We start from the raw sequence: 16878 nt of genomic DNA, 5'->3' as shown, positions 1-16878 counted from the left end.
GCCAACATCGTCGACATCGACTCCGGCGAGGTGCTGCTGACCCAGAACGTCGAAGCGGGCGACATCTGGCGCATGCCGATCGTCAAGGACGCCCCGATCCGGGACTGGGTCAAGCTGGCCGTCACCCGCGCCCGGCTGTCGGGCATGCCGGTGGTGTTCTGGCTGGACACCGAGCGTCCGCACGAGGTCGAGCTGCGCAAGAAGGTCAAGGCCTACCTCAAGGAGCACGACACTGAGGGCCTGACCATCCAGATCATGCCGCAGGTGTGGGCCATGCGGTACACGATCGAGCGGGTGATCCGCGGCGAGGACACCATCGCCGCGACCGGCAACATCCTGCGCGATTACCTGACCGACCTGTTCCCGATCCTGGAACTGGGTACCAGCGCCAAGATGCTTTCGATCGTGCCGCTGATGGCCGGCGGCGGGATGTATGAGACCGGTGCGGGCGGCTCGGCACCCAAGCATGTCCACCAGCTGGTGGAGGAAAACCACCTGCGCTGGGACTCGCTCGGCGAATTCCTCGCGCTGGGCGCCAGCCTGGACGATCTCGGCACCAAGAGCGACAACGCCAAGGCCAGGGTGCTGGCCACCACGCTCGATGCCGCGACCGGAAAGCTGTTGGAGGAGAACAAGAGCCCCTCGCGCAAGACCGGTGAGCTCGACAACCGGGGCAGCCAGTTCTACCTCGCGCTGTACTGGGCGCAGGCATTGGCCGAGCAGACCGAAGACCAGGACCTGGCCACGCATTTCGCTCCGCTGGCCAAGGCGCTGGCCGAGAACGAGACCGCCATCGTCAGCGAACTCAACGCGGCACAGGGCAAGCCGGTCGACATCGGGGGTTACTACTACCCGGACCACGACAAGCTGGCCGCGGTGATGCGCCCGAGCAAGACGTTCAACGAGACGCTCGGTACCGCCGAGGATTAACCGGTGGCGCGGGCCGGGTCGATGTGGCTGTCGACGAAGTCGACGATCAGCTCGGTGATCCGGCCCGGCGCCTCGAACATTGGGACGTGCCCGACGCCGTCGAGCGTGGTGATCACCGCGTCCGCCGCGAGGCTTCTGGTGAAATGCCTGGTGAACCGGGGGGCCGGCAGCACCCGGTCCTTCTCGCAGATCACCAGCTGGGTGGGGGTGCGCGAGTCGGCGATCTGCATCAGACCGGCCGTGGTCAGCGCCTTGACCATGAGTTTGTAGTACGCGGGGCAGTGCGCCACGTCGTCGATCAGGTCGGTGCGGTCGCTGTCGTTGAGTGCGTCGGCGGTCGCGCTGACGGCCACATAGGAGATTTGGCGCGACAACGGCAACCGCAGCACCCGCCGGCCCAAGGCGGTGGTCGCCAATACCACCGGCATACCCGCCATGAATTTGGCGATGATCTCGAATTTCGCCGGGGTGAAGCGGGACCAGCCGCCGGCCGGTGCGATGCCGGTCAGGGTGCGGGCCCGGCCGCGGCGCTCCAATTCGAACGCCACCCAGCCGCCCAGTGAGTTCCCGACGATGTGCGCGGTGCCCCAACCCAGTTCGTCGAGCCGGCGTTCCACGTCGTCGGCCAGGGTGGCGACGTCGAGCAGCAGCGGTGCATGTGGGCCGCCGTGGTGCCCGGCCATGGTCGGCGCGAACACGTCGTAGCGGCCGGTGTCGGCGAGTTGCGGGGCGACGTACTTCCACACGCTCTGCGACAGCAGGAACGGGTGCAGCAGCAGGATCGGTTCCCCGTCACTGCTGCCCAGGTGTATCGGTGCGCGTTCGGCCATTCGCCCGACACTAAGGTGATACCGCCGGTATCGCAAGGGTGTGTCGGTGGCGGTCGGTAGGGTCGCGGCCGTGAGTGCGCCAACCTCGATGACAGTCACCACCATCAACGTCAACGGCATCCGGGCCGCGGTCAAACAGCGGTCCACCGAGAATCTCGGCCTGCTGCCGTGGCTCAAGGAGACCACGGCCGATGTGGTGTGCCTTCAGGAGATCCGCGCCGACGATGCCCAGCTGGCCGACGCCCTCGCCCCGGCGTTGGCCGACGGCTGGCACCTGGCGTCGGCGGAGCCGCATGTGAAGGGGCGCAACGGGGTCGCGGTGCTGTCCCGGCACCCGATCGAGGAGTCCCGGCTGCTGGCCTCCGACGAGTTCGAAGCCCACGGGCGCTACCTCGAAGCCGATACCGCTGGCGCGACGGTGGTGAGCATGTACGTGCCGACCGGTGAGGCCGAGACCGACCGCCAGCTGGAGAAGGAGCGGTTCATGGCCACGGTCGAGGCGCGGATGGCCGAGCTGCTCGCGACGGGCCGCGACGTGGTGGTGTGCGGCGACTGGAACATCGCCCACACCGAGAACGACATCAAGAACTGGAAGGGCAACCTCAAGAAATCCGGCTTCCTGCCCGCCGAACGCGCCTGGCTGACCGGGCTGCTGGGCACCGGCTGGGTGGATGTGGTGCGCACGTTGCATCCCGAGGTGGCCGGGCCGTACAGCTGGTGGTCGTGGCGGGGTAAGGCGTTCGACAACGACGCGGGCTGGCGCATCGACTACCACCTGGCCAGCCCCGAGCTGGCGGAGCGCGCGGTGTCGGCGCGGGTCGAACGGGCCGACGCCTACGCCCTGCGCTGGTCCGACCACGCGCCGGTGACGGTTCAGTTCGGCTGAGTCCAGTCCGGGCGGCGCCCGAGGTGCGCCAGGATCTGATCGAAATCCGTTGCGGTGGAAGTATTCACCGCACGGCCGAAGGGTGCGCTGCCTTCGGTGCGGAAGTCGCCGTCGGGAATGGCCATGACGATTGGCAGCAGCGCGGCGACCGCATCGTCGGGCAGGTGGTAGGGGATTCCCATGGCCGCGGCGACATCCCAGCCGTGCACCGCGTAGTCCACGAAGTGGAATCCGATCGCGAGGCTGCCCGGGAACGTGGCACTCGGTCCGAATTCGGGTAGGGCGAACACCGCATCGGCGATTCCGTCCGCGGCGAATGCGTCGAGCACGCCGCGGGCCGCCGCGGCATAGGTTCCGGCCGGGTCGGCCCGGACGGCGTCGGCCACGGCAGCGGCCCGCCAGACCTCCTCGTCGGCGCCGTTACCGCGCGCGGCGGCGGCGAAACCGTGGTGCTGGACGGTCATGTGGGCGAGCAGGTCGGCCAGCGTCCAGTCCGCGCACGGGGTGGGACGGTCCAGGTCGGTGGTGCCGATCCGGTCGACGATATCGACGGATTTCAGGACGGCGAGGCGGTGCAGAGGACGCAGGTCGGATTCAATAGTAGGCATGAGCTTACAATAAGCGTGAGCCTACAAATGCGCAATGTCGACCATGCCCGGGTGGGCTGACCCGCGACGAAACCGGATGACGCCAGTGCGAAAATCGAGGGCATCATGAGTAGCCCAAGCAAGCAGGTCGTGTTCTCCGGCGCCCAACCCACCTCCGATTCCCTGCACCTCGGCAACGCGCTGGGGGCGGTCACGCACTGGGCGCAGCTCCAGGACGACTACGACGCGTACTTCTGCGTCGTCGACCTGCACGCCATCACCGTCCCGCAGGACCCCGAGACCCTGCGCCGCCGCACGCTGGTGACCGCCGCCCAGTACCTGGCCCTTGGCATCGACCCGGCCCGCGCCACGGTGTTCGTGCAGAGTCACGTGCCCGCACACACCCAACTGGCGTGGGCGCTGGGCTGTTTCACCGGATTCGGGCAGGCGTCGCGGATGACGCAGTTCAAGGACAAGTCGCAGAAGCAGGGGGCCGACGCCACCACGGTGGGGCTGTTCACCTACCCGGTGTTGATGGCCGCCGACGTCCTGCTCTACGACACCCATCTGGTTCCGGTCGGCGAGGACCAGCGCCAGCACCTGGAACTGGCCCGCGACGTCGCGCAGCGGATCAACGCGCGGTTTCCCGACACGTTCGTCGTGCCGGAGCCGATGATCCCCAAGGCGACCGCCAAGATCTTCGATCTGCAGGATCCGACGGCGAAGATGAGCAAGTCCGCGGTCTCCGATGCCGGGTTGATCAGCCTGCTCGACGACCCGAAGGCCACCGCGAAGAAGATCCGCTCCGCCGTCACCGACAGCGAACGCGAGATCCGCTTCGACCCCGCGGCCAAACCGGGTGTCTCCAACCTGCTGACCATCCAGGCCGCGGTCACCGGTACCGACGTCGACAAGCTCGTCGAGGGATACGCCGGCCGCGGGTACGGCGACCTCAAGAAGGACACCGCTGACGTGGTCGTCGATTTCGTGGCGCCGATCAAGGCCAGGGTGGATGAACTGCTCGACGACCGATCCGAACTTGAGGCGGTTTTGGCGGCGGGCGCGGAACGCGCCAGGGGGGCCTCGGGTCGGACCCTCGCCCGGGTCTATGACAGGTTAGGGTTCTTACAGCAAACGTCGTAGACACCTGGGGAGGGGTGCGGTGAACGAGAACGAGCCGGAGAAACCAGGGGTCCTGGACCGGTTGCGCGCCCGCTTCCCGTGGTTCGACCGGGTGATGCGGGCCCAGCAGCGCTACAACGACTGCAACGGCAACTTCTACGCCGCTGGGATCACCTACTTCACCATCTTCGCCCTGTTCCCGTTGCTGATGGTCGGCTTCTCGATCGGCGGGTTCCTGCTGGCCAGCCGGCCCGATCTACTGGCCGAGCTCGAGGACCGGATCCGCGAAGCCGTATCGGGCGACCTCGGGCAGCAACTGATCGCGCTGATGGACTCGGCCATCGCGTCACGCAGCGCCGTCGGCATCATCGGGATCGCCACCGCGGCCTGGGCGGGGTTGGGCTGGATGGCCAACCTGCGCGAGGCGCTGAGCCAGATGTGGGAGCAGCACAAGAACGAATCGAACTTCGTCGCCACCAAGCTGTCTGACCTGTTCGCGCTGATCTCGGCCTTCCTTGCCATCGTGGTCACGGTCGCGCTGACCGCGCTGGGGGACCCCGCCCTGATGCGTAAAGTGCTGGGCTGGATCGGGATTCGCGATGCGGTCGGACTCGGCTGGGGATTGCGCGGCCTGTCGATCCTGGTGTCGGTCGCGATCTCCTGGTTGCTGTTTACCTGGATCATCTCCCGGTTGCCGCGCGAGGCGGTGCCGTTCCGCAGTGCGATGCGGGCCGGACTGCTTGGTGCGGTCGCTTTCGAGATCTTCAAGCAGGTGGCGTCGGTCTACTTGCAGTCCGTGTTGGGTGGGCCCGCCGGTTCGACGTTCGGTCCGGTGCTCGGCCTGATGGTGTTCGCCTACGTCACCGCCCGGTTGATCCTGTTCGCCACGGCGTGGGCGGCGACGTCGCGCGAGAGCCTGGCCCAGGAACCGGTCGCACCGCCCGACCCGGCCCACATCCTCACCAGGGTGCAGGTCCGCGAAGGCGTCGGCGCACCGGGGGTGGTGGCCGCTGCGGTAGCGGGTGCCGTTGGTGCGCTGGGTATCTCGCGAGTGATTCGGCGTCAGTGAGTGACGAGCTTGAGGCCGAGGACGCAACCGACGACGCCGAGCATCAGCACCACCTTGATCGCTGATGCGGGCTCGGTGCCGGTCAGCATCGCGTATCCGACGGTGAGCACCGCGCCGATGCCCACCCACACCGCGTAACTCGTACCGGGCGGTAGGCTGCGCATCGCGACGGCCAGACCGACCATCGAAAAGACAAGGGCCACACCGAAGGTCACCGACGGAGCGAGCCGGGTGAATCCCTCGGATTTGCCGAGTGCGGTCGCCCACACGGCTTCCAGAACTCCCGACGCCACCAGAATCAGCCAGGCCACGAGACACCTCCCAGACTCCGTCTTGTCGCTGGCCGGGTACGGTGTCGCCTCGTCCGGTGCCATGTGCTGGCAGTGCCCAGTGTAACAACGACGTAACATGGCCGGCTGTGAGCTTGGCAACCACCTGGTCCGAGGCGGTCGGCGTCGAGGTTCCGATTGTCAACGCCCCGATGGGCGGGGCGGCGGGCGGCCGGCTGGCCGCTGCGGTGTCGAGGGCGGGCGGCCTCGGCATGATCGGGATGGGCAGTTCGGCCGACGCTGCACAACTGCGGGGCGAACTTTCGCTGCTCGACGGTTCCGGTCGCCCTTTCGGTATCGGCCTGGTGCACTGGGTCATGCAGGACCGGCCTGATCTGCTCGACACCGCGCTTGCGGCCCGCCCCGCCCTGCTGAGCGTGAGTTTCGGCGACGACTTCGACTGGGTGGGCCGAGCCCACGACGCCGGGTCGACGGTGACGACTCAGGTGGCCACCGTCGATGCGGCCCGGCGCGCGGCCGATGCCGGCGTCGATGTCCTGGTGGCTCGTGGGGCCGAGGGTGGCGGCCACGGTCAACCCCTGTTGGGCACGCTGCCGTTGTTGGCCGGGGTGCTCGATGCCGTCGAGGTGCCGGTGCTTGCCGCGGGCGGGATCTCCTCGGCCCGTGCGGTGGCCGCGGTACTGGCCGCCGGTGCGGCGGGGGCCTGGCTGGGAACCGTCTTCGCCACCTGTACCGAGGCGTTGACCCCTGAGGCGTCTCGCGATGCCCTGCTGGCCGGCACCGACACCGAGCTGACCCGGGAGTTCGACATCGCCGCCGGATACCGTTGGCCGGCAAGCATTCCCGAACGGGTGCTGCGCGGAACCCCGGTCAATGCCGGGCAGGGCGTCGGGTCGGTGACCCGGATGCGCTCGGCGGCCGAGACCGTTTCGCAGCTGCGTGACGGTGCCGAAGCGCTGCTGCGCAGGTGGGGATAGGTGTAGCAGTTAGTGCTACGCTGAGTCATGGCCGAGGAGATCAGTCAGCGGGAATTGCGCAACGACAGTGGCCGGGTGCTGCGGGCACTGGATGAAGGGCAGACATTCGTCATCACCCGTAATCGTGAACCGGTCGGCGAGCTTCGTCCGCTGCGCCGCCGCAGGCTGGTAGATGCACACGTCGTGGTCGAGACGTTCCGTCATGCACCGGCAGTCGACGCGGCTCGATTTCGCGCCGACATAGACGCACTCGCTGATCAAGATCCCGCTCCACGAAGCTGAGCGTGCGCATATGCGAGAAAAGGTGGGCTTGCTCGACACTTCCGTCGTCGTCGATCTGGAATCCCTCACTCCGGAGGACCTTCCGGAGCAGATCGCGATCAGCGCAGTGACACTGGCCGAACTTGCCGCAGGTCCGGTATCGACTGCCGACCCTGCTGAACGTGCCCGACGGCAGGATCGTCTGCAGAGAGCCGAAGCCGCCTTCGACCCCATAGCTTTTGGTGTGAATGCCGCTCGCGCCTACGGACGTGTTGCGAGCGCGGTCGTCTCGGCAAAACGGCAGCCGCGGAAGCGATTCGCCGATCTCATGATCGCGGCAGTGGCGATCGCTGAGGGAATGCCCGTCGTCACGCGGAATCCCAACGACTTTCGCGGATTGGAGAACCTCATCAGGGTCATCGCGATCTAGCTACCTCGGGCGACCGCTCGCGTCGGCTCAGCCGGGCGCCTGGGTGCAATAGGTGCCACGCGCGGCGCGGACCACGACGGCGGCCTGCGCGGGAGTCGCCCCGTACTGCGCAGCCGTCGCATCGATCACCGCCTGGGCGGGTTGCCCGGTGTAGAGCGAGCGGCACACCTGCCGTCCCACCAGGAGCAGTTGCTCGTCGTCGCCGGGAAACTGGCCGCGCGTCGCATTCAGGTATCTCTGGTCGACGTCGGTCAACGGGATCGGCCAGGCCGCCGCCGGTGCGGCCGCTGCCCCCAGCAACGCCGCGACCGACAGTGCCGTCGCGATGACCCGGGTGGCTCGTTTCGATGCGGACATGACATCCCCCCTCGCATGCACTGCCGAATATACGCAGGCACGGGCGTCGGCAACGGTATATCCGACGGATTGGGTCCGGGTGCTGCGGGCCTGAATTGGACGACGGCCACGATGCCTCCACCGCGTCCACGTACCGACGTGTCAGGATGAGATCGATGGCGGATTCTTTGACGTTGCGCGGCGCGCTGGTCGGAGCTGCCGCCGCGATCGGGTGGGCGCCGTTGGCGGCCGGGCTGACTGCCGTGGCGTACCGGTTCCCGGTGCCGTTCAGCGGCTATGCCGACGGACTTGCCGATGCGCCGACTGCGGCACTGGCATCGCTGTTCTACCTTGTGCTGGGCGGCTTTGTGGTGCTCGGCGTTCTGGGGGCCACCGCGGGTGCGGTGCTGGCCAGGGTGGCCCCGGGGAGGCCGTATGCACTCGCGGCGGTGGCGGGACTGGTGATCGCGATCCTCGGTGCCGTGGCCCTGGCCGTGCTCGAATACCTCATCGGGCCTTGGTGAGCGCCTCGACGATGATGGGAGCTCCGATGTTGCGCCGTTATGTCACGGCCGATGTCTTCGCCGACCGGCCCTTCGGGGGCAATCCTGTGGCCGTGGTGCTCGATGCCGACGGTCTGACTGATCCACAGATGCAGGCTTTGGCGGCCGAGTTCAACTACATCGAGACGACATTCATCCTTCCCGCGCGAAACCCCCGTCACACCGCACAGGTCCGGATCTTCACCCCCGACCGTGAAGTGCCGTTCGCCGGTCATCCCAATATCGGCACGGCGTTCCTGTTGGCGCGACACGGAACTGCCGAGGGTGGTTCGCCACCGCGACGGTTCCAGTTCGAGGAAGCGGCAGGCCTCGTCGAGATTGATCTGATGGTCGAAAACGACGAGGTCGTCGGCGCCGAGCTTCTTTCTCCCGAGGCTTTGTCGCGCGCAACGATCGTTGAACCCGATGTGGCGGCCGCGTGTATCGGCCTTGCCGGTCAGGACATCCGCACAGTAATCCATGGTCCGCAGGTCATCTCGGTGGGTCTGCCGTTCCTCACTGTCGAACTGCATTCCCGTGATGCTCTGCGCCGCGCTCGTCCGGACCGACGAGCTTATGACGAACTGTTCCCCCTGGACGGGGCGAAGGCGGTGTACCTCTACACACGTGACGCCACATCGCACAGTGCCACAACGGATATGGACTTGTCGGCGCGGATGTTCACATTCCGTTTGGTGGAGGATCCGGCCACCGGCAGCGCGGCAGCGGCCCTCGCAGCGCTGTTGTCAGATGTGCAGGGTGCCGACGTTGCGCTGCGGATTCGGCAGGGCGAAGACATGGCTCGGCCGTCCACGGTGGTTTCGCGAAGCGTACGAGACGGCAGCACGGTCCGGGCAAGGATCCGTGGCCGGTGCGCCGAGATGTTCACCGGAACATTCGACTTGGATTGAGCGGCAACAGATTCAGGGCAAAAGTATGGGATCCGTGGTCAGTTCAGCGTGCGACGGTTCAGCGACCGCGCACCCATGATGAGCATGAAGACGATGATCGCCCCGACAACGGCCACGCCGACCCGGACCGGCATCGCGTCGGCCGGCGGTAGCACCGCCGCGGCCTGGGCCGCCGACGGCTCGTCGGGCTTGGGTGCGTTCAGCGACGGATCGGGGTCGACGAGCGTGCCGACCTTGGTGCCTGCCGGGGTGGCGAAACCGTAGTCGAGCAGATGCGCGGCCTGCTGCCACGGCGCGATCGGCAACCGGGTTCCCTTCATCAGCACCGCGACCAGGCGTCGGCCGTCGCGGTTCGCGGCCCCGACGAAGGTCTGGCCGGCATCGTCGGTGTAGCCGGTCTTGCCGCCCATCGCCCCCGGGTAGTTGTAGAGCATCTGGTTGTCGTTCTCCACCGGATACGGCGGGTTGCCGTCCCGGCCCGGGAAGTCGAAGTCCTTGGTCGCGACGATGTCGGCGAAAACCGGGTTCTGCCAGGCGTATCGGTAGAACAGTCCGATGTCGTAGGCCGAGGTGCTCATGCCCGGGCCGTCCAGGCCGGACGGGGTGGCGGCGCGGGTATCACGGCCGCCGAGCTTGCCGGCCAGCACGTTGAGCTTCTGCAGCGCGGGCTGCATACCGCCGAGCTGCATCGCCAGGGCGTGCGCGGCGTCGTTGCCGGAGTGCATCAGCAGGCCGTGCAGCAACTCGTTGATCGTGTACTGGCCGCCGGGGCCGACACCGACCCTGGTGCCTTCCGAGTTGGCGTCGTCCTGAGTGCCCGCAACGCGCTTGTTGAGGTTGAGCTCGTTGAGCGCCGCGGTGGCCACCAGGACCTTGATGATGCTGGCGGGCCGGTGCCTGGCGTGCGGATCGCGTGCGGCGATGACGTCACCGGTGTCCAGATCGGCCACCAGCCAGGCCTCGGCGGACACGTCGTCGGGTACCGGCGGGGTATCGGGCGCGGTGATCACGCCGCAGCTCGACAGCGCGTCGCCGCCGACCGTCTCGGTGGGCACCGGTAGCGGGCCCGGGGTCGGATTGCCGGGCTTGGGGACTTCGGAGGCGTCGACCGCCGGCGGCGTCGTCACCTTGTACGGGCAGGCGTTGGCGTCCGGCGGTGCGGCCACGGGATCGGCATGGGCCACACCGACGGTGATCAGGGGTGCGGTCAGCATCGCCAGTGCCGCGAACACGGACACCGCGCGTTGAGAGGTCCTGCGCAAGGTCGCCATCGTGTCCGAAGATTAGGCGACGATGGACCCTTTTCCCGTTTGCCACGCTGTGACGTGTGTGACTGTTGTTAAAACTGGGGCATGGGTCGGGGCGCTGGTCCTCAGATGCAGGTAACGGGGTAGTCGCGCAGCCGGTTGTCGACGGTGACGAGATCGAGATGCTCGGTGATGGCCTGCGCGACGAGCATCCGGTCGAACGGGTCGCGGTGGTGCCACGGCAACTCCCGTAGCGTCTCCGCATGTGCTGCGGTGAACGGCAATTCGCGAAATCCCATCTCAGCCAGGACGCCATCGAGTCCGGTAGGAGCCTGGAGCTTGCCAAGAGAAGCCTTGATGGCGACCTCTGCGACGGTTATCGCGGAGACGAACACTTCGTTATCGGGCTCCGCGATCGCCGCGCGATGCGCAGCTGAGAGGTTCTTGTCGTCGGCGAGCCACCAGAGCAGGACATGAGTGTCGACGAGCCCTCTCATTCTCCGTACCAGGCACGCTCGTCCGCGGCGGTGAAGTCATCGAAGTCGGCGGCGATGGTGACCCGACCTTTCCAGGCTCCCGGTCGGCGAACGATCCGATCCGGCTGGTACGGGACCAATCGCGCGATGGGCCGACCGTGTCGGCTGATCACGATCTCGTCGCCGGCCTCTACGCGGGCGAGCAGGCGCGAGAAGCGTGATTTCGCGTCATACACATTGACCGTATCGCCCATGCCCGCAGTTTAACGGGCCTGGTCAGGTCTGACCAGATTCCATGCCGGTCGGACCTGGCGGAAACGAAACTGCGCTGAGATCGCGTTTCCGTTCGGAACGACGATCTCAGCGCAGTTTCGCTGTGCCAGGGTCAGAGCAGCTTGCCCGCCTCGGAGAGCACACCGTGCAGGATCTCGTAGATCGCGTCGAACTCGGCCTGCCCGCAGATCAGCGGCGGAGCGAGCTGCACGACCGGGTCGCCGCGGTCGTCGGCGCGGCAGTACAGCCCGGCCTCCCACAGCGCCGGAGTCAGGAACCCGCGCAGCAGGCGCTCGGACTCCTCGTCGTTGAACGTCTCCCTGGTGGCCTTATCTTTGACCAGCTCGATGCCGTAGAAGAAACCTTCACCGCGGACGTCGCCGACGATCGGCAGATCGTAGAGCTTCTCCAGCGTGGCCCGGAACGCCGGCGCCGTCTCGTGGACGTGGTCGTTGATGCCTTCGCGCTCGAAGATGTCGAGGTTGGCCAGTGCGACCGCAGCCGAAACCGGGTGCCCGCCAAAGGTGTAACCATGGCCGAACACCGTCTTGCCGTCGCTGAACGGCTCGAACAACCGGTCGCTGGCGACCATCGCGCCCAACGGCGAGTAGCCCGACGTGAGGCCCTTGGCGCTGGTGATGATGTCGGGCACATACCCGAAGTCGTTGCAGGCGAACATCGAACCGATCCGGCCGTACCCGCAGATCACCTCGTCGGAGACCAGCAGCACGTCGTACTCGTCGCAGATCTCGCGGACCCGCTCGAAGTATCCGGGCGGCGGCGGGAAGCAGCCGCCGGCGTTCTGCACCGGCTCCAGGAACACCGCGGCGACCGTCTCCGGGCCCTCGAATTCGATGGCCTCGGCGATCCGGTCGGCACAGTAGCGGCCGAACGCCTTCTCGTCGTGCGCGTATTCGGCGGGCGCCCGGTAGAAGTTGGTGTTCGGCGCCCGGAACCCGCCGGGGGTCAGCGGCTCGAACGGCGCCTTGAAGGCCGGGATGCCGGTGATCGCCAGCGCTCCCTGCGGGGTGCCGTGGTAGGCGATCGCGCGCGAAACCACCTTGTGCTTACCGGGTTTCCCGGTGAGCTTGAAATACTGCTTGGCCAGTTTCCAGGCGCTCTCGACGGCCTCGCCGCCGCCGGTGGTGAAAAACACCCGGTTCAGGTCACCCGGCGCGTAGCCGGCCACCCGCTCGGCCAGTTCGATGGCCGGCGGTGTGGCGTAGGACCACAGCGGGAAGAACGACAGAGTTTCGGCCTGCTTGGCGGCGGCCTCGGCCAGTTCCTTGCGGCCGTGGCCGACCTGGACGACGAACAGGCCGGACAGGCCGTCGATATAGCCTTTGCCCTTGTCGTCGAAGATCCGCACGCCCTCACCCCGGGTGATGATCGGCGGAGTGATGCCCTGTCCGTGGCGGGCGAAGTGGCCCCACAAGTGACGGTTGGCCTTGGCGCCCAGATCGGTCGGCGCCGCTTCGGTGATATCTGCGATAGTCATCTAGTTCCCCAATTATATTGCTGTTTAACGAGTTTCAGGTATACAAGGGTTTCGGTGGATATCACTCCCGGCAGCGCGCGGATCTCGGTGTTGAGCAGCTCGAGCAGGCTGTCATCGTCCTCGCAGACCACCTCGACGATGGCGTCGAAAGAGCCCGCGGTGAGCACGACGTAGTCGACCGACTCGATATTGGCCAACTTCTCGGCCAGCTTGGTGGTGTCGCCGGTGCAGCGGATGCCGATCATCGCCTGACGGGCGAACCCCAGCTGCATGGGATCGGTCACCGCGACGATCTGCATGACGCCGGCGTCGACCATCCGCTGGACCCGTTGCCGCACGGCGGCCTCGGACAGCCCGACCGCCTTGCCGATGCCGGCATAGGACCGTCGGCCGTCGGCCTGCAGCTTCTCGATGATCGCTTTCGACAGCTCATCGAGCTGGAAGGCGGGAGCGTTGCGAGACTGGTTCACGCGCAGCGGGATGGAGGCCAGCTCGTGACCATCTGGGTTGGTCATGCCACCGATTGTGCACGGAATCCGTTGTTTGAGGCAACCGTATCGATGAATTCACTTGTTTGTGGCGGCTTGATATGAGGTATTGCGTAGCACGGTGTTCGACTGATCGGATAGCGTCGAAGCATGGGTGTGACAGTAAATATGGCGGGCAGCTGGATCGACGGGAATGCGGCGGCGACCGGCGGGCAGACTCATCGGATCGTCGACCCGGCGACCGGTGCGGCTGTTGCCGAATACGCCCTCGGCAGCCCGGCCGACGTGGACACGGCGGTCGCCGCGGCCAGAGCCGCGTTGCCGGCCTGGTCGGCCGCGACGCCGGCCGAACGGTCCGCCGTCCTGGCCAAACTGGCGAAACTGGCCGACGAACATTCCGATCAGCTGATCGCCGAGGAGGTCAGCCAAACCGGTAAACCGGTGCGGCTGGCCACCGAGTTCGACGTGCCGGGCAGCATCGACAACATCGACTTCTTCGCCGGCGCGGCGCGCCACCTGGAGGGCAAGGCCACCGCGGAGTACTCCGGCGAGCACACGTCGAGCATCCGGCGCGAGGCCGTCGGCGTCGTCGCCACCATCACGCCGTGGAACTACCCGCTGCAGATGGCGGTGTGGAAGGTGATCCCGGCCCTGGCCGCGGGATGTCCGGTGGTGATCAAACCCGCCGAGATCACCCCGCTGACCACGTTGACCCTGGCCCGGCTGGCCACCGAGGCCGGGCTGCCCGACGGGGTGTTCAACGTGGTGACCGGAGCGGGCGCCGATGTCGGGACGGCCCTGGCCGGGCACGCCGGCGTCGATGTGGTCACCTTCACCGGCTCGACCGCCGTCGGCCGCAAGGTGATGGCCGCGGCCGCGGTGCACGGTCACCGCACCCAGCTCGAACTGGGCGGCAAGGCCCCGTTCGTGGTGTTCGACGATGCCGATCTGGACGCCGCCGTCCAGGGTGCGGTCGCCGGTTCGCTGATCAACACCGGGCAGGACTGCACCGCCGCCACCCGGGCCATCGTCGCCCGCGACCTCTACGACGACTTCGTCGCCGGGGTCGCCGAGGTGATGGGCAAGATCGTCGTCGGCGATCCGCACGACCCCGACACCGACCTGGGCCCGCTGATCTCGTTCGCCCATCGCGACAAGGTCGCCGGCATGGTGGCCAGGGCCCCGCAGCAGGGCGCCCGGGTGGTCACCGGCGGTTCGGCACCCGATCTGGCCGGTGCGTTCTACCGGCCGACCCTGATCGCCGACGTCGCCGAGGACTCCGAGGTCTACCGCGACGAGATCTTCGGTCCGGTACTGACGGTGCGGGCCTTCACCGACGACGACGACGCGATCCGGCAGGCCAACGACACCGTCTACGGTCTGGCCGCCTCGGCCTGGACCCGCGACCTGTACCGCGCCCAGCGGGCGTCGCGCGAGATCAACGCGGGCTGCGTGTGGATCAACGACCACATCCCGATCATCAGCGAGATGCCGCACGGTGGCATGGGGGCCTCGGGGTTCGGCAAGGATATGAGCGACTACTCCTTCGAGGAGTACCTGACCATCAAACACGTCATGAGCGATATCACCGGTGTCGCCGAAAAGGACTGGCATCGAACAGTATTCGCCAAACGATGACGCTGGCCTGCGTCGTCGTCGGGGCCGGCGCCTGGGGGTTGCCGACCGCGGCCGAACTCGCCCGCCGTGGGCACCGGGTGACGCTGATCGACCGGTACGGTCCGCTGAACGGGCTGTCGTCATCGTCGGGCTCGACCCGGCTGTGGCGGCTCGCCGACCCCGACCCGCTCCGGGCGCGGATGGCGCAGCGTGGCCTCGACGCCATGCACCGCCTGGCCGGGCGGGCGGGCACACCTGTGTTTCTCACGCGTGGCCTGCTGTGGCGCGACGACCAGTCGCTGCCCGCCGTGACCTCGACGCTGGACGCACTCGGTGTCGGGTACACGAACGTGGCCGCCGGCGACGTGGGCAGGTTCTTCCCTGGACTGCGCGGCGACGGACGCGAAGCCCTCTGGCAACCGGTGGCGGGCGTCGTGCTCGCCGCCGAATCCCTAAGGGCCCAGCTGAAAATCTTCCGAAGTCACCCTGCCACCACACTTCTCGAACGGGACGTGGACCGCGTCGAGCGGCGCTCCGAAGGCGTGCGGGTGGTGCCGGCCGGCGGTGCGCCGATCGACGCGGACGTCGCGGTGCTGGCGCCCGGGCCGGGGGCCGGCCCGCTGCTCTCGCCGCTGGGCCTCGATTTGGGACTGCATCCCTATCTGGAGCAGGTGGTGTACTTCGGCGATCCGGCCGATCCTGGTGCCGCCGATGGGTTTCCGTGCCTGTTCGACGGGCCGAGCGCGGACCGGCCTGGCATCTACGCGATGCCCGCGCCCGGTGCGGGGTACAAGGTCGGCCTGGACGTTCCGCTGCGGGACTACCGTGCCGGCGATTCCGACCGGACCCCCGAGGGCGGTCGCACCGCCGTGCTGCGCGACCGGGTCCGGGCCGATATGTCCTCCGTGGTTCCGACGGTGCTCGACGCCCAGGTCTGCAGCTGGACCGACTCTCCCGACGGCGGATTCGTCGTCGGCCGGCTCGGCGGCGGCGTCATCGTCGCCTGCGGTGACTCGGGGGAGGGCTTCAAATACTCCGCGCTGATGGGCGAGGTGCTCGCCGATCTGGCGGAGGGGCGTACGCCGGACGCCGACGTGGCCACCTGGTCGCCGGAACGGTTCGCGCGGGGCGTCCCCGTGCGCAGCGGCCCGCACGTGCTCGGCAGGCATTGACCACACCTGCCTGCGAACCACGGAATCGGTCGCAAACAGCGCTTTCAACGATGCAAATCGTGGCAAAAGATGCCAAGGTCTGTCGATAACACCGCAACGTGTCCTACATCACAGTATTCGAGGAATGTGATCGAAGCCTTGCGGCCGGCGGCCGGGCAGACATAAGGTTCGGCCTCAGCGAACAAAGTGTTCGTTGAAGGCAATCGTCTTGCTCTTATCTGACGAATGGATGTTTCGATATGAGCTCGACCGTCGAACCCGATCCCGCCGAGACGGCAGACACCGTGGTCGGCAACCGGATTCGCCAGTTCCGGGCCGCACGAAAGATGTCGCTCCGTCAGTTGGCCGATCGTGCGGGTATCTCCGCGGGCTTTCTCAGCCAGGTGGAGCGCGGGCAGGTCAACGCGAGCGTCGGAACGCTGCGCCGGCTGGCTCAGTCGCTGGGCATCCTGCTGCCGGACTTGTTCACCGACGACGAGGTCACCGACGTCCGGATCCTCCGGAAGGCGGCCCGCCCGGCGATCGAGGTGTCGGAGCTCAGCGCTAAGTACCTCCTCTCGCAGAAGCCGCTGCGAAATCTCGAGGTGTACGCGGGGGAACTCGCCCCCGGATCGAGCGCGGGCGAGGCCTATGTGCACGGGGACGCGCAGGAGATCCTGATCGTCATCGCCGGAACCCCGACCCTGGAACTCGACGGTGAGCGGTATGTGCTCGACGCGGGGGACAGCGCCGAGTACCGCACCTCGATGCCGCACACCGTGCACAACCTGAGCGACGCGACGGTCGAGCTGATCTGGATCGTCAGCCCGCCGACCGACTGGCCGACATGACACGCCAACGTATTCCGCACAGATCAAAGGAGATCTCCATGGCCACCCCCGTCACCCGCCGCCTGCCGGCGGTGCTCGCCGCAGGCGTGCTCCTCACCGCGGCATG

At 67.4% G+C, this 16878-nt stretch carries 21 protein-coding genes and 1 riboswitch; of the genes, 12 read left to right on the top strand and 9 right to left on the bottom strand.

Annotation, left to right across the window (positions count from 1 at the left end; all coding sequences use genetic code 11):
* The coding region (locus tag ACWDTP_RS30310; RefSeq protein WP_450026781.1) for an NADP-dependent isocitrate dehydrogenase at positions 1-930 on the top strand (930 nt) is incomplete at its 5' end.
* Here ACWDTP_RS30310 and ACWDTP_RS30305 read toward each other — a convergent pair.
* Positions 927-1760: an alpha/beta fold hydrolase gene (locus ACWDTP_RS30305; protein ID WP_450026779.1), complete on the bottom strand. Its 834-nt coding sequence runs from the start codon at positions 1758-1760 to the stop codon at positions 927-929. The genes ACWDTP_RS30310 and ACWDTP_RS30305 overlap by 4 nt on opposite strands.
* Positions 1761-1848: 88 nt before the next feature.
* Here ACWDTP_RS30305 and ACWDTP_RS30300 point away from each other — a divergent pair, with 88 nt between their 5' ends.
* Positions 1849-2646 carry an exodeoxyribonuclease III gene (locus tag ACWDTP_RS30300; protein WP_450026783.1) on the top strand — a complete coding sequence of 266 codons (798 nt, stop codon included), beginning with the start codon at positions 1849-1851 and terminating at the stop codon, positions 2644-2646.
* Here ACWDTP_RS30300 and ACWDTP_RS30295 read toward each other — a convergent pair.
* Complete coding sequence (locus ACWDTP_RS30295; RefSeq protein WP_450026777.1) at positions 2634-3254, bottom strand: TIGR03086 family metal-binding protein; 621 nt, start codon at positions 3252-3254, stop codon at positions 2634-2636. The two genes, ACWDTP_RS30300 and ACWDTP_RS30295, sit on opposite strands and share 13 nt — an antisense overlap.
* A gap of 105 nt (positions 3255-3359) precedes the next feature.
* On the opposite strand from ACWDTP_RS30295, the gene trpS reads away from it, so the two are divergent.
* Both trpS and yhjD read left to right on the top strand, forming a co-directional pair.
* The gene (gene trpS, locus ACWDTP_RS30290) at positions 3360-4376 is read left to right on the top strand and encodes a tryptophan--tRNA ligase (protein ID WP_450026775.1); all 1017 of its coding nucleotides are present in this window, start codon (positions 3360-3362) and stop codon (positions 4374-4376) included.
* A 19-nt stretch (positions 4377-4395) separates the two neighbouring features.
* The gene (gene yhjD, locus ACWDTP_RS30285; RefSeq protein ID WP_450026773.1) at positions 4396-5424 is read left to right on the top strand and encodes an inner membrane protein YhjD; all 1029 of its coding nucleotides are present in this window, start codon (positions 4396-4398) and stop codon (positions 5422-5424) included.
* On the opposite strand, the gene ACWDTP_RS30280 is transcribed toward yhjD, so the two are convergent.
* A complete protein-coding gene (locus tag ACWDTP_RS30280; RefSeq protein ID WP_450026771.1) occupies positions 5418-5735 on the bottom strand; it encodes a DMT family transporter in 318 nt (105 codons plus the stop codon). The two genes, yhjD and ACWDTP_RS30280, sit on opposite strands and share 7 nt — an antisense overlap.
* Before the next feature lie 10 nt (positions 5736-5745).
* A riboswitch (guanidine-III (ykkC-III) riboswitch) is annotated at positions 5746-5811 on the bottom strand.
* A 31-nt stretch (positions 5812-5842) separates the two neighbouring features.
* On the opposite strand from ACWDTP_RS30280, the gene ACWDTP_RS30275 reads away from it, so the two are divergent.
* Genes ACWDTP_RS30275 through ACWDTP_RS30265 form a run of 3 tightly spaced genes read left to right on the top strand, consistent with a single transcriptional unit; the run spans position 5843 to position 7382 of the window.
* Positions 5843-6691, top strand: coding sequence for a nitronate monooxygenase (locus tag ACWDTP_RS30275; RefSeq protein ID WP_450026769.1), 849 nt, complete (start codon positions 5843-5845; stop codon positions 6689-6691).
* 27 nt (positions 6692-6718) lie between these two features.
* Complete coding sequence (locus tag ACWDTP_RS30270) at positions 6719-6973, top strand: hypothetical protein (protein ID WP_450026767.1); 255 nt, start codon at positions 6719-6721, stop codon at positions 6971-6973.
* Between the two features lie 10 nt (positions 6974-6983).
* On the top strand, positions 6984-7382 hold the full coding sequence (locus ACWDTP_RS30265; RefSeq protein WP_450026765.1) for a PIN domain-containing protein: 399 nt from the start codon (positions 6984-6986) through the stop codon (positions 7380-7382).
* 27 nt (positions 7383-7409) lie between these two features.
* Here ACWDTP_RS30265 and ACWDTP_RS30260 read toward each other — a convergent pair whose 3' ends face one another.
* The gene (locus ACWDTP_RS30260) at positions 7410-7739 is read right to left on the bottom strand and encodes a DUF732 domain-containing protein (RefSeq protein WP_450026763.1); all 330 of its coding nucleotides are present in this window, start codon (positions 7737-7739) and stop codon (positions 7410-7412) included.
* Between the two features lie 155 nt (positions 7740-7894).
* On the opposite strand from ACWDTP_RS30260, the gene ACWDTP_RS30255 reads away from it, so the two are divergent.
* Together ACWDTP_RS30255 and ACWDTP_RS30250 are read left to right on the top strand one after the other, a co-directional pair.
* Positions 7895-8242, top strand: coding sequence for a hypothetical protein (locus tag ACWDTP_RS30255; RefSeq protein WP_450026761.1), 348 nt, complete (start codon positions 7895-7897; stop codon positions 8240-8242).
* The gene (locus ACWDTP_RS30250; protein ID WP_450026759.1) at positions 8239-9171 is read left to right on the top strand and encodes a PhzF family phenazine biosynthesis protein; all 933 of its coding nucleotides are present in this window, start codon (positions 8239-8241) and stop codon (positions 9169-9171) included. Before ACWDTP_RS30255 ends, ACWDTP_RS30250 begins: the two co-directional genes overlap by 4 nt.
* A gap of 38 nt (positions 9172-9209) precedes the next feature.
* On the opposite strand, the gene ACWDTP_RS30245 is transcribed toward ACWDTP_RS30250, so the two are convergent.
* From ACWDTP_RS30245 to ACWDTP_RS30225, 5 genes are all read right to left on the bottom strand, one after another.
* Positions 9210-10442: a serine hydrolase gene (locus ACWDTP_RS30245; protein WP_450026757.1), complete on the bottom strand. Its 1233-nt coding sequence runs from the start codon at positions 10440-10442 to the stop codon at positions 9210-9212.
* A 101-nt stretch (positions 10443-10543) separates the two neighbouring features.
* Positions 10544-10915 carry a type II toxin-antitoxin system VapC family toxin gene (locus ACWDTP_RS30240; protein WP_450026755.1) on the bottom strand — a complete coding sequence of 124 codons (372 nt, stop codon included), beginning with the start codon at positions 10913-10915 and terminating at the stop codon, positions 10544-10546.
* Positions 10912-11148 carry a type II toxin-antitoxin system Phd/YefM family antitoxin gene (locus ACWDTP_RS30235; RefSeq protein ID WP_450026753.1) on the bottom strand — a complete coding sequence of 79 codons (237 nt, stop codon included), beginning with the start codon at positions 11146-11148 and terminating at the stop codon, positions 10912-10914. The genes ACWDTP_RS30240 and ACWDTP_RS30235 overlap by 4 nt, the downstream gene beginning before the upstream one ends.
* A gap of 131 nt (positions 11149-11279) precedes the next feature.
* Positions 11280-12665: an aspartate aminotransferase family protein gene (locus ACWDTP_RS30230; protein ID WP_450026751.1), complete on the bottom strand. Its 1386-nt coding sequence runs from the start codon at positions 12663-12665 to the stop codon at positions 11280-11282.
* Positions 12662-13180 (bottom strand): Lrp/AsnC family transcriptional regulator, encoded by a 519-nt coding sequence (locus ACWDTP_RS30225; RefSeq protein WP_450026749.1) that lies wholly within the window; start codon positions 13178-13180, stop codon positions 12662-12664. The genes ACWDTP_RS30230 and ACWDTP_RS30225 overlap by 4 nt, the downstream gene beginning before the upstream one ends.
* A gap of 123 nt (positions 13181-13303) precedes the next feature.
* Here ACWDTP_RS30225 and ACWDTP_RS30220 point away from each other — a divergent pair, with 123 nt between their 5' ends.
* From ACWDTP_RS30220 to ACWDTP_RS30210, 3 genes are all read left to right on the top strand, one after another.
* Positions 13304-14791, top strand: a complete 1488-nt coding sequence (locus ACWDTP_RS30220) for a gamma-aminobutyraldehyde dehydrogenase (RefSeq protein WP_450026747.1) — start codon at positions 13304-13306, stop codon at positions 14789-14791.
* On the top strand, positions 14788-15942 hold the full coding sequence (locus ACWDTP_RS30215) for an FAD-dependent oxidoreductase (protein WP_450026745.1): 1155 nt from the start codon (positions 14788-14790) through the stop codon (positions 15940-15942). The genes ACWDTP_RS30220 and ACWDTP_RS30215 overlap by 4 nt, the downstream gene beginning before the upstream one ends.
* 239 nt (positions 15943-16181) lie before the next feature.
* Positions 16182-16772, top strand: coding sequence for a helix-turn-helix domain-containing protein (locus tag ACWDTP_RS30210; protein ID WP_450026743.1), 591 nt, complete (start codon positions 16182-16184; stop codon positions 16770-16772).
* The last annotated feature ends 106 nt before the right edge of the window (positions 16773-16878 follow it).

It is taken from the genome of Mycobacterium sp. NPDC003449 (genome assembly GCF_053588415.1).
Note: the sequence above shows the minus strand (reverse complement) of the source record. Positions and strands in the feature narration are given on the sequence as shown.

Excerpts from the sequence above, each read along its gene's own strand:
- ACWDTP_RS30255 (WP_450026761.1), top strand. The coding sequence starts at position 7,895 with ATGGCGGATTCTTTGACGTTGCGCGGCGCGCTGGTCGGAGCTGCCGCC.
- ACWDTP_RS30240 (WP_450026755.1), bottom strand. The coding sequence starts at position 10,915 with ATGAGAGGGCTCGTCGACACTCATGTCCTGCTCTGGTGGCTCGCCGAC.
- ACWDTP_RS30210 (WP_450026743.1), top strand. The coding sequence starts at position 16,182 with ATGAGCTCGACCGTCGAACCCGATCCCGCCGAGACGGCAGACACCGTG.
- ACWDTP_RS30225 (WP_450026749.1), bottom strand. The coding sequence starts at position 13,180 with ATGACCAACCCAGATGGTCACGAGCTGGCCTCCATCCCGCTGCGCGTG.
- trpS (WP_450026775.1), top strand. The coding sequence starts at position 3,360 with ATGAGTAGCCCAAGCAAGCAGGTCGTGTTCTCCGGCGCCCAACCCACC.
- ACWDTP_RS30230 (WP_450026751.1), bottom strand. The coding sequence starts at position 12,665 with ATGACTATCGCAGATATCACCGAAGCGGCGCCGACCGATCTGGGCGCC.
- ACWDTP_RS30270 (WP_450026767.1), top strand. The coding sequence starts at position 6,719 with ATGGCCGAGGAGATCAGTCAGCGGGAATTGCGCAACGACAGTGGCCGG.
- ACWDTP_RS30265 (WP_450026765.1), top strand. The coding sequence starts at position 6,984 with ATGCGAGAAAAGGTGGGCTTGCTCGACACTTCCGTCGTCGTCGATCTG.
- ACWDTP_RS30220 (WP_450026747.1), top strand. The coding sequence starts at position 13,304 with ATGGGTGTGACAGTAAATATGGCGGGCAGCTGGATCGACGGGAATGCG.
- ACWDTP_RS30215 (WP_450026745.1), top strand. The coding sequence starts at position 14,788 with ATGACGCTGGCCTGCGTCGTCGTCGGGGCCGGCGCCTGGGGGTTGCCG.
- ACWDTP_RS30300 (WP_450026783.1), top strand. The coding sequence starts at position 1,849 with ATGACAGTCACCACCATCAACGTCAACGGCATCCGGGCCGCGGTCAAA.
- ACWDTP_RS30260 (WP_450026763.1), bottom strand. The coding sequence starts at position 7,739 with ATGTCCGCATCGAAACGAGCCACCCGGGTCATCGCGACGGCACTGTCG.
- ACWDTP_RS30305 (WP_450026779.1), bottom strand. The coding sequence starts at position 1,760 with ATGGCCGAACGCGCACCGATACACCTGGGCAGCAGTGACGGGGAACCG.
- ACWDTP_RS30295 (WP_450026777.1), bottom strand. The coding sequence starts at position 3,254 with ATGCCTACTATTGAATCCGACCTGCGTCCTCTGCACCGCCTCGCCGTC.
- ACWDTP_RS30235 (WP_450026753.1), bottom strand. The coding sequence starts at position 11,148 with ATGGGCGATACGGTCAATGTGTATGACGCGAAATCACGCTTCTCGCGC.
- ACWDTP_RS30245 (WP_450026757.1), bottom strand. The coding sequence starts at position 10,442 with ATGGCGACCTTGCGCAGGACCTCTCAACGCGCGGTGTCCGTGTTCGCG.